Genomic DNA, 13,164 nt, shown 5'->3' on the forward strand with positions numbered 1-13,164 from the left:
ATCACTACAATATGCGTTTCTCAACGTTCAATTTTATTTCTTTTACAAAATCAGCCGTAGCATCTCGATATATTCCAGTTTTAGGTTAGCCTTAACTATTTCCAATTCTTTTTCGAGAGGCTACAGTGCTATAAAAAAATGAAAATATAAATGATGTAATAACAACCATTAAATAATGCACAATACTGTTATCTATCAAAAGCCAGCTAAGATCTGTTAATTTTGCAAAACCTCTAACTAAAATGATAAAAAAGGGATGGACTAAATAAACACACATGGAAACCTTCCGTAGGATTTTTTTACTTCTACCCTGCCATAAAAGCACTAACTGAAATAGAAAGTACATACACGGCAAGAGCATAAAATACATACTATCATGACGTTGTAATGAAAAATTATTGAGACACAGCCCCTCCGACAGCAAAAGTATAGTTGATACTATCAATCCCATAACATGCTTTTTTACATGTACCCTTTTATTGCTTTTTCCTATCATCCCTCCAAGGAAAAGAAATATGGGAGCAAAAAAGATACCATTTCTTGTATAATCGGAAAATTTAAAGATTAAATCATAGGATGACTTTAAAAACGGTATTTTTTGCGCTATTCCATAATAGCTGTCACCAAAAAGTCCTACAACATAAAGCATTACAGTAATATAAAATACGTTTTTTGGTTTGCACATTTTTAAAAGAACATATACAATCCCAACACCCATGATAACCGCTGGTAGATACCACAGATGATAAAATGTACCATCAAACACAACATCCTTTATGATTTTTGGAAATAACGAGGTATCGTTAAAATAGCCGGCATAAATATTAACAGGTAAATATAACAATATGGCTATAGCATAGAGTCTTAAAACTTTTTTGAAAAATCGTATTAGGTTATCCCTAGGGCCTGTTTTTCCTATATATTGCGGCAATAGAAAAAATCCTGTCGTCATAAAGAAAAAGGGTACTCCAATACGGGCAATTATGCGTGTAAAGACAAAATCAGCTGTATCATTTACAGAAGATAATGGTGAAGTATGAATAGCTATAATGAGCATGGCAGCAATAACCCTAAAATAATCAATTCCTTCATATTCCTTTGTTTTATACATTCCCTTTACCTCCATAGCGTCATGATAAAACCATCTACATTATTTCCTGATATTTGGCAATAGGTATCATCTGGCAATTCAACGACCGTTACAGATGATGCAGACGCTTTTATATAGCAAACTTCAAGGGATTGTGTACCACTTTGTATTGTCAGATGCCGCCCCTCATAGGGAGCTTTTTTTGTATAATCAATATACTCCTCTAGGGTAATGCCATTCTTTTGCATAATCAGGGAGTGGGGATATCCAACATAACGGAAGTGCCACGGCTCGCAGGCAATACCTGTAATTAATTCTTTATCCTTTGGGTAGCGTTCTATAAACCCATATTGTGCTGATTTTTCTCGAAATCTTTGGCAGATTCCGGTATAAGGAAAATCAGGACGTATGAAATCTATATTGGGCTTGTTTTCCCCTAAATCAATTGCTAATCCGGTTTGATGTTCACTGCAATTGGGAAGCGCTACAAATTTCGAAGTAAAATCTACACCATTTTCCCTTATTGAATCTTTATATATTTTTTCTTGTTCTTGTAATGTCCTGTATCCACTAACAGGAACAATTTCATCTGTACAATTTAATGCCTGCATAAGCTTTGAAAGCATTATAACGGCTCTAGATTCTAAAAGAATATCAGTACAATTTATATCAATAGGGGTAAAAAATTTTTGATTGTCCTTTGTAACAATGGGGTAATTTTTATTTACAAGTATAAGATTACCCTTATGAATAGCTTCCTTTTCTAATATGATCCTTTTCATTCTTCCGTTGCCAACCTTATCAATTTTTCTATGATTTCCTCAAATGATAGGCCTACACCCTTAAGCATATTTGGATAACGGCTATGTGCAGTAAAACCGGGGATCGTATTTACCTCATTAAAAACAATCTCTCCACTTGGAGTTAAAAACATATCTACTCTGGCAAAACCACGACAACCTAAAGCCCTATATATAATCATAGCTGTTTGCTTGATACGTTCCGCTGTCTTCATATCAATTCTTGCTGGCATATGGATTTTAGAACTTTTTAGCGTATATTTCTCTGTATAATCAAAAAAGCCCTGTGACAATTCTATCTCGTCTACTTCGCCAATAGTTAAGTCATCATTACCTAATATAGCGCATCCAACCTCAAATCCATCAATACTCTCCTCAATTATAACTTTTTCATCATGTTCAAAAGCAGTTTTAACAGCTTCAGCCAGATCTTCTTTTTGGTATACTTTTGTAATACCAAATGATGAACCAGCCCTTACTGGTTTTACAAATAACGGATATGAAAGATACCTTGTTTTGCTTAATAACTCTTCAGAATCCATGCCATTTTTAATAACAATGGAAGAAGGTATTTTAATCCCTGCTGATTTAACCACAGTATGTGCAAGCTCCTTATCCATACATAATGCTGAACAAAGGGTATCACAACCAACAATAGGGATACCAGCAAGCTCAAGCAACCCTTGCACTGTACCATCTTCACCATTTTTACCATGTAATATTGGAAATGCTGCATCTATCCTTGTAATCTTAAAACTATCTTCATAAAACTCAATCAGCCCATGATCCTCCCTATTGGGGGAAATAAAAGCAGGCTTACATTCTCCGGTTGCAAACCATGTATTATCCTGAATTCTTTCCGGATCACCATAATACCTAAACCACTCGCCTTGTCTTGTAATTCCAATTAAAACACCCTCATACAACTCATGATTAAGATGTTTAATTACTGCATATGCAGATTGAATTGATACATCATACTCAGTGGAACATCCACCAAATAGAATTGCGATTTTTTTCCTATTTTCTTCTTTTTCATACATATCTAAATATTCCTCCTTTAAAACATATAATGCCTATCCAACTCGTCAATTTTATTTTAACGAAGTTGGATAGGCCATGTTTTAAGTTTACATTATAAACATCTTAATATTTTTTATAAACATCTTAAGATTTTCTTATGAAATAGAGTTATATTGTTCTATTATCCTTTTTCCATTATAATTAAGATAATACTTTTCTCGGAGGGCTTTGATATGCGAAGGGTTATCATTTTTATATGTATAATAGTGTTTGCACTTTCCATATTCCAAATATCAAGGTATATTGTAGACTCTAAAAAGACCAATGATCTATATGGAAAAACTGCAAAGATATATGATGAAGGCAAAAGGGATATAAAAAAGTTAGAAAAAATAAACGATAATATCATATGCTGGATTAATATCCCCGGTACTAAGATAAACTACCCCGTAGTGAAGGGGGAAGATAATTCCTATTATCTTAATCATGATATAGATGGAAATGAAAACAGACATGGTGCAATATTTATGGACTATAAAAATAATCCTAAAGATGATAAAAACATTATAATATATGGTCACCATATGAAGGATGGCACCATGTTTAAGGATCTTGTGAAGTTCAAGGATAAGACATTCTTTGATAAAAATAGGTTCATATATGTAGATATGTATGATAAAAAGATCCCATATGAGATCTTTTCAGTATATATAACAGACGCATATGATCCATATACCCAGATATCTTTTAAGGATGGCAATGACTACTCTAATTTTTTTAACAGGATAAAGGAAAAGTCCCTTTTCCCGTCAGATGTTGAATTTTCGGAAAAAGAGACTATTTTAACCCTCTCTACCTGCACGTATGAATATAATGATGCCAGGCTGGTTATACACGCCCGATCCACAGAATAATATGTATTATCTTTTATCCAGTGACTCCGGAGGAATTTCATATACCTTGAGCCTCCTTTTATATCGCTCAAGCACGTTTATCACATCAGGACCTAGGTAATACAAAAATATCACATTTCCCAATGCATGCAATGTATCAAACCAAAAGCTTGATGCATAGGTCGCTATAAATGACTTTAGATTCAATGGATACACAAAGGTTACCCAGTGCCATATATTCATTATCCAGCCAAAGAGATATCCCCATATGGCACCTATTACGGAAAGGGTAAACCTGTCCCCCCTCCCGCCTATCCTCTTATACATCCCCCCCGTTACACCCATAAGACCCCAGCATATCATCTGCCACAAAGTCCATGGGCCTTGACCTAAGAATATATTAGAGGATACTGCTGCCAAAGCACCCACTGCAAAGCCTGTAACAGGACCGAATACATAACCAGATATAATCACCAGAAAAGAAGTAGGCTGAACACTTGGAATAGCTGCAAAGGGTACCCTTCCAAGGCCTGCTAGGGCCGATAGATTGGCAACCAATGCGATCTCCTTAGGCGACATGCGCCTCTTTTCATATAGTATAAAAAATCCTCCGATGGACAACCCTATGACAAAAAGACTAATAAATGACCATGTTCTACTATTCATCTATATACGCCCCTTAGCATCTATCTGTCTTAATACGCCCCTTAGCATCTATCTGTCTTAAAACGCTTATGCCCTCATCAGCTGTTATGGCATCAGGACTTATATCCCTAAAAAGCCTTGCCGTCTGAGTTGAATAATAGAATGAGCTGCCTAATATATCATGAATTTCCCCATCAGCTACTATACTGCCATCGGCCATTATGATGGCCCGTGTTGCAATCTTTGCTGCAAACTCCATGTCATGGGTTACCATAATTACACCCTTACCATCCTCTACAAAGCCATCTATTATACTGCACAAAGCCTCCTTCACTATCCCATCCATACCCCTTGTTGGCTCATCCATTACAACTATTGATGGATTAGACACCATTACAGTTCCTATGGCTACCCGCTGCCTTTCACCACTTGATAGATCCCTAGGATTTACATCCCGGTACTTATATATATGGAGCTTTTTTAGCATTTCATCTATCCTGCCATCATCCTTTATTCCCTTTAAATCAAGGGCAAACAATAGCTGGTCATATACGGTATTTGAAAACAGATAGTCATTTGGATTCTGGGATATGTACCCAACATCCCCATATGTTCGGATGCTACCCCGTTTAGGCTTTAATATACCTGATATGAGCTTTAGCAATGTAGTCTTTCCAGTACCGTTCTCACCAAATATGGCTGATACTTCGACGCTATGGAATGTAAAGTTTAGATCCTTCACGGAAAAATCTCCATCTGGATAGGCATAATTAACCCTTTTACCCTCTACCAGTATATCGCCCCTGATATTAGGTTTTTCATTCGATATGGAAGGTTTACACTTTACAGAAGGCATTTTCTTTATAATTTCCCTGCCTTCCTTTATATTTATGGGTATAGAGTCCATATTCGCCCCTCTAAATATATTAGATACGGGTGGCATAAAATATTTAAGCCTATCATCATGCCACGCCACAGCGCTTCTGGGAGTACCATCAAACACTATACTGCCACCATCCATTACGAGCATCCTATCTGCCATATCAAAACACCTCTCTATGCGCTGCTCCGAGAGTATTACTGTTATACCCCATTCCCTATTCAGCCTATATATATAGTCCAAAATCTCATTTGCAGCAATTGGATCTAATTGGGATGTGGGTTCATCCAATATGAGCACCTTTGGATGCATTGCAAGGACGCCTGCTAAAACCACCTTTTGCTTTTGACCACCTGATATTTCAAAAATGCTCCTATCCTTTATAGTGGTAAGGTTAAGCATGGCCATACTTTCAGCTGCCCTCTGCCTCATCTCGTTTAGGGGCACACCTAGGTTTTCCATGCCAAAGACCACCTCATGTTCCACCACAGTCATGCATACCTGTGTTTCAGGATCTTGAAACACCATGCCTATCTCCCATGGCAACTTAGATTTATCCCATTCCCTCAACTCCCTATCCCTATACCTTATACTCCCTCCTATCCTGCCACCGTAAAAGTCTGGCAACAAACCGGCCATGGTCTTTAGAAGGGTGGACTTACCACACCCCGAGCGCCCTGCTAAAAATACAAACTCCCCCTCATCTATGGAGAGAGTTATATCATCAAGTGCCCTATAGGCCCGTTCCGGATAATAGTATATTAAATTCTGTATTTTAAATATCTGCAATATCTCCACCCCCATCCCATAAAGGCCGGTATAGACAGCCCTATCAATAGATTTATATAGACATGTATATTCTGTTTAAATGAAACTATTTTACCAAGGCGTGGATAATACCTATAAAAAATCCCTCCACTCCTTGCCAGTATAATAAAGCTTATAATCGCCCATATGGAGGAGGCTAAAACTACAGTATCCCGCATCCTCCACCTGTATGTAAAATATCGGCTTCTTCCGCCACTGCCGTAGCCCCGCGCCTGTATGCTCTCCGCAATTGATAAGCTATCCTCTATGGATGACATAAAGATCACCTTTATAATAGGTAACCTATTTTTTACGGTGCCTTTATATCCCTTACCATCTATATCGAGTCCCATAACCGACATGACCTCACCTACCCTATTTGACAGCTGTGCCAAGTAGGGTATAGTTTTGGTAGTCATGGACACTAAAAGGGCGGACCTTGGAAAAATCAAAGCCATGTATGATAATAGGGCATCTGGATTCATTGATTTATTCTGGAGTATAAAGACAGATAAAACACCTGATAATCTTATACCCATCATCAATGCATATATTAAGGCTTCAAGTGATATCTGTAACCTTCCAAATACGGGTATATTAGGCCCACGCCATATGATGGTCCTGCCATTTTTATTTGTAAGGCAGTTTATGATGATAAAGATGAGGGTCATCCTTAATATAAAGGCAAAACTATCCTTTATATCACCCACTGCACCTACAGATATGACAGACAACACTGTTATTATGAGGACAGTGCATAATATAACCGGATGATTGGATATGATCGTTATGGAAAACAGTGTCAGGATATATATGATAAGTGCTATAGGATGTATCTTTTGAAAAAAGAAATCTCCCGGCTTAAATATAAACATATTACCCTTCCTGCTTGAGAGGAAGTGCTATAAAGTCGCCATCATAATATATGGCTCCCGCCTTATTTTTTAACTTCTCAGGCTTATCTATAACATCTTCTATGATATTTTTTAATACATTCCCGTCCATTGCGGTAAAGAGCCACACAGGGTTTGCACCCATTCCCTGACCGGACACTAAAACTGCACCTGCATCTTTTTTATATATCTTTTTATTAGACTCTGATATATCATATCCTGTAATGCCCTGTTCACCTATTTCAGCAAACCACCCGGTCTTTTGTCTGTTCTTCATTATACCCTGCCAGTAAGCTTTGGACATAATACTGCTTACCGTATCTATTACGATGTACATATTGTCATCCACATTTAAATCCCCTGCTTCATATGCCTTTAGCCCTATATCCTTGCCGCCTTGTTTTTCCAGGTAATTCTTTAGCTCTAAGGCCTCCGCCTTAAATGCATCACCGTATAAGATGGTAACCTTAGGATCCTCGTCTCCAAATCCGTTTATAAAAGGTTGGGGAAAACATCCACACACTGCAGGGGTAAATGTGGTATCATCCCACGAATGGTAATCCCACCATATTACATCTCCTGATTTTAGCATATATTCCCCCGCGCCTGTATTTGACATTATGCCGTTTATAAAATAAAACCAATCATTCTTTTGCCTATCCTTTTCCTTTGCGCCTGTAAAGCCCGATTTTAACCCCTCTATGGCATTTACAAAACCGCCACCATATGCAACCTCAACTTCTAGATTGTCCATTAATACATCAAGGGCCGATGAATCCTTATCCAGCTTTACCGATTCATCGAATATTACCTCTTCACCAAAGTTTTGAGTAACCCGCAAGTTAACTTCCATATGATTGTAATTTGACCCATTGTATGAACATCCTAAAATAGTCATGCATAATATAAGAATAAGGATCAGACAAATTCTCTTTGCTTTTTTCATCTTCATTCCCTTCTCACATTATAAACAAGGGGCACCAAAAGGTACCCCTATTATTTTATCTTGTAGACATTTTCCTCTTCTTACCATAAATTGGATACATTAATATAGCTGCAGACATTACTGCCAATAGCATATATAGATATATGCCCTTATCTCCCGTCTTAGGACTCTTAGTCCCTGTTTTATCCTTTTGATTTGCATCTGTATTTATATCCTCATTTACCTTTTCGGTCTTTTTATCTTCCACCTTATCCTGATCCTTATCTAGGTCTTTATCCCCTTTTGGTACTGACTTAGTAATGCCTAAGCTATTCCATACCGTTTTGCCATTTTTTAAGTCATTAAGGGCGATAAATGCCTGAGATGTGGCCATTCCGTTTGATTTTTTAGGATCTAGCACATAGGAAAAAGCACCATCATCCAGCATAAATCTTGCCAATGCATCTAACATGGTATTGCTGTCTTTTATCCATGCATCGGATAATACATCCTCTCCTACCGCAACAAGGCCTGATATAACGGTAGCTACGCTGTTTGCATTGTCATTACCCCAAGATGCAAAACCCCCTGTAGGCAACTGAGTTTCCTTTAGATAATCCAATGCCTTTTTTATTGTCCCTTCTACACCTTTAACTTCCCTATGATTTGAAAGGGCAACAAGTGCCATACCTGTCATATCCGGATCCCCTGCTGCCTCAGGCGTATTATCTTCACCCCACGCATATCCTCCATCATTTTTCTGCTGTTTTATAAGATAATCTATAGCTCCCGCCTTGTCATAATCTGCACCTGCTGCATCCAGTGCTATCATAGCCCATATATGTCCGCTTATTTTATCAAATGCACCATTGTCTTTCTGTTTTTCCACCAATTCTCCCACCAGATCTCTGCTCCATACATTGTAAGGATCCTCGCCCTTTGCCATAAGCCCTAGTATATATCCTGCATAGCTACCTGCAGCAGCATCTGATTTTATATCCTCGCTCTTCCATTCCGGCAATTTCCATGGTGCCTTTTTTATATCCTCGCCTGATGAATAGACTGCCACCATATCCCACCAGGAAGATAGCTCAGTCTTATTATTTTTATAGTATGCTTTGGTTTTGTTCAATGTCTTATCAAGGGATACATGTTTCTTAACGGGAACCGGCCCCTTTGAAGAGCCCTCTATTTGAACTTTACAATAGGGTCTTGATATGATCCTGACCTTGCCATCCTCATCAAACTTCTGGGCGGATATATCATACTCTCCTAACTCATCTAGCTTAAATACTGCCTTGCCATCCTTATCCGTCCTAACCTTTTTACCATCAAGTACAAGCTCTTTGCCATTTACAAGTATGCTTGCATCTGAAATCGGGCTTGTCTTCATCTTCTGTTCATCCATATCATACGATAAACCATTTAATGTAAGGGCAATCTCATCTCCTGTACCTGACTTTACATAGGTTTTATCAAACCATGTATAGGCTGCATTATAGTTTTCAACAAATACTACAGTTATCCTATCATTATCCTTAAGGGAATATTCGTTTATACCAACCGGCGGCATTTCATCGTTTACATAGTACATCCAGCCATCCATACCTGTACCAGTGCTGCCCATGGATACACCGTCTATGGTAGTTATAAAATCGCCTTTGCCTGCATCTAATACCTTTTTATCCTTTGCATCCTTCCCTACAGACTCAATGGCTTTTACAACAGCATGGAGTACTACCGGCCCATCTTCTGCCTTTACCTCACCATAGCCATACTCATCCAGGTCAAAATTATCCACCTCCATCTCGGTGTAAGGTATGATGTTTCTGTCAAAAGACTCTATTCGTACACCCACCTTAACAGCTTTCGCATCCTGCGCATACGCCTTTCCCATACCTGTTGCCGGAAATAATGACAGCATAAGTGCCAATACCAGCACAAGGGACAATATTCTTTTTCTGTTTTGCATCATGATAAATTACCTCCTATTTTATATCTATTCTCCAGGTCCAGTGGATTCTGCAGTCAGTGCATACCACCATTCCACCCTGTCTCCTTTAGAGAGTTCACAGTCTATTGCGGGCATATTTGGGATTTTAGCATTTATCTTAAACTTCCATCCTGAAAGATCTCCATGCTCAAATTCCGCCTCCCCATTTATGGATGAAATATAACTATCCCCATATGCTGATTTATAGGGGAGTTTAGTAGCCTTAAGGGCACTAAAACCATTTGCCTCATCTTTTTTGAGCTCTACCTCATCATCAAAGAATACCTTGCCACCATAACCTATTACCTTCACATGTACACCTATTTTTTCCTCTGTTTTTTCTTGTATCTTTTGCTCTTTCGGAGGTTCTACAACTTTTTTCGGTACTTCTTCTTTTTTTAACTTTTCTGCATTTCCATCCTCTTTAGCATCATCCGCATGTAACTGTGGCTCTTCTTTTTTCTGAGAGGCAACCTTGTTTGATTTCTCTGCCTTTTGAACCTCCATGTGGCTTTTATCTTTATGGGCTTTTTCCTCTACCTTTACAGACTCAATATTTTCATCTTTTTCATCCTCGGCATCATCTCTTGCAACACTATTTTGCTCCCATTCATGCCCTAGACTCTGCCATATGGATTCACCATTTTGTATATCAAATATGGCAATAAAGCTTTGGTATGTAGCCATTTGACTATATTTTTTAGGCTTTAGCAGATATGAAAACGAACCATCATCTAGTCTAAATCTCATAAGGGCATCTAACATGGTATTGCCATTTTTGATCCAACTAGAAGAGTTAATATCCTCGCCTGCTGCTATCAACCCTGATATTACTGTAGATATGCTGTTTGAATTTTCACTACCTAGGGATTCAAAACCTCCTTCAGGTAGCTGAACAGCTTTTAAGTAAGATATTGCCCTATCTATGGCTTCTTCTACTCCAGCCCTATCCCTATGGTTTGACAAGGCTATCATAGCCATCCCAGTCATATCCGGATCGCTTGAACCCTCAAAGGCATACCCACCATCTTCATTTTGCTTAGATAAAATATATGTAATAGCTTTATCTGTATCATATGTATATGCTGCCGTATCCAAGGCAATCATTGACCATATATGGGCATTTATAGGACCAAAAGAGCCATCATCCTGCTGCTTTTTAGCCAGCTCGATCAATAGATCGGTAGGATCATTTTCCATGCATAGGTATCCTAGAATACATCCAGCATAATCGGTAGCCTGACTTTGTGCATTGATGGAAGCGCTTTTTTTATCCAGCATATCCTTAGAATCAGAAGGTATATCCCCTCCTGCAGCCTTTATGGCTACTATTTTCCACCATGAATCTATGTCCTTTTCCTTATAGAATTTTTCTATAAATTCCTTTTCGTATTCTGTGTGGATAACATCCGATTCTTCGATCGGAGCCTCAGGCACTTCTTTGGAACGATCAAATGTGCAGGATGAAAATACAATGCATAAAATAGTTATAAGGCATATGATTTTAGATAACTTCTTTATACCTATTCTCAATCTCACCTCCCCCTCCCCTTTAGTCTTTTAGAAATATAAAAAGCCCTCCTTCCTTAGAAAGAGAGCTTTTATGCGCAGCTTAAATAGACATAGCTTTGCTATGAAAAAAGTCACCCTTCCTTCCCTCCGAAGGAAACGTAAATCACAGTATAAGGCAGGTCTCCTGACTCATGGATCATCTTTAAAGGCTGCCTTCCCAGTATACCCAGTGGCATATATGCCTTTTAATCCCCATTTACAGTAGCGGGGGCTGTAGCGGCTTTTCACCGCTTTCCCTTTTCATCCGGCCCGAACACCGGACACCTCATACCTTATTTTATTGTATAGACTATTATATCATAAGTTAGATGAAAAGAACCCACAAAATTTAGAAAAGCCATAATCAATCATAAAGATCAATTACGGACTTTCTCAATTACGGTTTTATACAAATATACTTATTATTAATGTTACTAATACGCCTACCACACCAAGTATGTTTTCATAACCATCCAGGAGCTTAATGTATCCTTTTCCGGTATACCAAAGTACCTATTTACTAGCCAGAATCCACTATCGTTTACGTGGGAAAGTACAGTAGCACCAGATGCAATGGCAATAACCAGCAATGCAGGATCCATGCTCACTATGAGCAGACTTATGAAGACCTGCAGTTTCATTTATGCTTGCTAAAAAATTATTATCATATATTATCTTATATTTTTTATTTCAATTTAATTTTCTTGGAAAAGTGCAGTAGATAAATATCTCTCACCGTTATCAGGAAGTAAAGCTACTATACTTTTACCTACATTCTCCCGCCTCTTACCAATCTCAGTAGCTGCAAATACAGCTGCACCAGATGATATACCTACCAATAAGCCTTCGGTATGCGCTAAAGCCTTTACCGTATCAAAGGCCTGCCCATTCTCCACCGTAAACACCTCATCTATGATGCTTGTATTTAATACATCGGGTATGAAACCTGCTCCAATACCCTGTATCTTATGGGGACCAGGATTGCCACCGGATAATACTGGAGAGTCTTTAGGTTCTACCGCTACAATCTTTATATTTGGATTTTTGGCTTTGAGAACTTCGCCTACTCCGGTTATGGTACCACCTGTGCCAACACCACCTACAAATATATCTACTTTACCATCAGTATCTCTCCATATCTCTTCGGCAGTAGTTTGTCTATGGATTTGTGGATTAGCAGGATTTGAAAATTGAGCCGGTATAAATGCATTCGGAGTTTTTGAAGCCAATTCCTCTGCCTTTTTAATCGCACCCTTCATACCTTCAGCACCAGGGGTTAAAACTAGTTCGGCTCCATATGCCTTTAATAGTTTTCTCCGTTCTATACTCATGGTATCTGGCATTACAAGTATTATTTTGTATCCCTTTGACGCTGCCACAAAAGCTAGTGCTATACCCGTATTACCACTTGTAGGCTCTATTATAATGCTATCCCCTTTGAGTAGGCCCCTCTCCTCTGCATCCTTTATCATGGCATAGCCTATCCTATCCTTTACACTGCCGGCAGGGTTAAAATATTCAAGTTTTCCAATTATCCTTGCTGACAATGCATTTTTTCTATTATAGTTTGACAGTTCCAAAAGGGGTGTATCTCCTATAAGATCTGTTAGATTTTCTGCGATTTTTGACATTTCAACAACCTCCATACTATTTTTATATTATGT

General features: G+C 38.3%; 11 protein-coding genes, 1 pseudogene and 1 riboswitch. Of the genes and pseudogenes, 1 reads left to right on the forward strand and 11 read right to left on the reverse strand.

The annotated features are described in order from the left end of the window. Positions 1-91: 91 nt before the first annotated feature. Genes EJN67_RS11360 through vanG form a run of 3 tightly spaced genes read right to left on the reverse strand, consistent with a single transcriptional unit; the run spans position 92 to position 2,933 of the window. Complete coding sequence (locus EJN67_RS11360) at positions 92-1,111, reverse strand: acyltransferase (RefSeq protein ID WP_129724428.1); 1,020 nt, start codon at positions 1,109-1,111, stop codon at positions 92-94. 5 nt (positions 1,112-1,116) lie between these two features. Then, the gene (locus EJN67_RS11365) at positions 1,117-1,872 is read right to left on the reverse strand and encodes a M15 family metallopeptidase (protein WP_129724429.1); all 756 of its coding nucleotides are present in this window, start codon (positions 1,870-1,872) and stop codon (positions 1,117-1,119) included. Next, a complete protein-coding gene (gene vanG, locus EJN67_RS11370; protein ID WP_129724430.1) occupies positions 1,869-2,933 on the reverse strand; it encodes a D-alanine--D-serine ligase VanG in 1,065 nt (354 codons plus the stop codon). The genes EJN67_RS11365 and vanG overlap by 4 nt, the downstream gene beginning before the upstream one ends. 213 nt (positions 2,934-3,146) lie before the next feature. On the opposite strand from vanG, the gene srtB reads away from it, so the two are divergent. Continuing rightward, positions 3,147-3,827 (forward strand): class B sortase, encoded by a 681-nt coding sequence (srtB, locus tag EJN67_RS11375; protein WP_129724431.1) that lies wholly within the window; start codon positions 3,147-3,149, stop codon positions 3,825-3,827. Between the two features lie 6 nt (positions 3,828-3,833). On the opposite strand, the gene EJN67_RS11380 is transcribed toward srtB, so the two are convergent. From EJN67_RS11380 to cysK, 8 genes and pseudogenes are all read right to left on the reverse strand, one after another. Continuing rightward, positions 3,834-4,472: an ECF transporter S component gene (locus tag EJN67_RS11380; protein ID WP_129724432.1), complete on the reverse strand. Its 639-nt coding sequence runs from the start codon at positions 4,470-4,472 to the stop codon at positions 3,834-3,836. A 13-nt stretch (positions 4,473-4,485) separates the two neighbouring features. After that, positions 4,486-6,120 carry an ABC transporter ATP-binding protein gene (locus EJN67_RS11385; RefSeq protein WP_165000849.1) on the reverse strand — a complete coding sequence of 545 codons (1,635 nt, stop codon included), beginning with the start codon at positions 6,118-6,120 and terminating at the stop codon, positions 4,486-4,488. After that, a complete protein-coding gene (locus tag EJN67_RS11390; protein ID WP_129724434.1) occupies positions 6,093-7,013 on the reverse strand; it encodes an energy-coupling factor transporter transmembrane component T in 921 nt (306 codons plus the stop codon). The genes EJN67_RS11385 and EJN67_RS11390 overlap by 28 nt, the downstream gene beginning before the upstream one ends. A 1-nt stretch (position 7,014) precedes the next feature. Further along, a complete protein-coding gene (locus tag EJN67_RS11395) occupies positions 7,015-7,977 on the reverse strand; it encodes a DUF4430 domain-containing protein (RefSeq protein WP_165000850.1) in 963 nt (320 codons plus the stop codon). A 55-nt stretch (positions 7,978-8,032) separates the two neighbouring features. Continuing rightward, positions 8,033-9,931 (reverse strand): DUF4430 domain-containing protein, encoded by a 1,899-nt coding sequence (locus tag EJN67_RS11400; protein WP_129724436.1) that lies wholly within the window; start codon positions 9,929-9,931, stop codon positions 8,033-8,035. A gap of 24 nt (positions 9,932-9,955) precedes the next feature. Beyond that, positions 9,956-11,482 carry a DUF4430 domain-containing protein gene (locus EJN67_RS11405; RefSeq protein ID WP_129724437.1) on the reverse strand — a complete coding sequence of 509 codons (1,527 nt, stop codon included), beginning with the start codon at positions 11,480-11,482 and terminating at the stop codon, positions 9,956-9,958. Between the two features lie 136 nt (positions 11,483-11,618). Further along, positions 11,619-11,804, reverse strand: a riboswitch (cobalamin riboswitch). Positions 11,805-11,905: 101 nt separating this feature from the next. Further along, positions 11,906-12,090, reverse strand: a pseudogene (locus tag EJN67_RS11410) (GntT/GntP/DsdX family permease); the annotation flags it as partial. 105 nt (positions 12,091-12,195) lie between these two features. Beyond that, positions 12,196-13,131: a cysteine synthase A gene (cysK, locus tag EJN67_RS11415; protein ID WP_129724438.1), complete on the reverse strand. Its 936-nt coding sequence runs from the start codon at positions 13,129-13,131 to the stop codon at positions 12,196-12,198. Between the last annotated feature and the right edge of the window lie 33 nt (positions 13,132-13,164).

It is taken from the genome of Xylanivirga thermophila, assembly GCF_004138105.1.
Classification (GTDB): Bacteria; Bacillota; Clostridia; order Caldicoprobacterales; family Xylanivirgaceae; genus Xylanivirga; species Xylanivirga thermophila.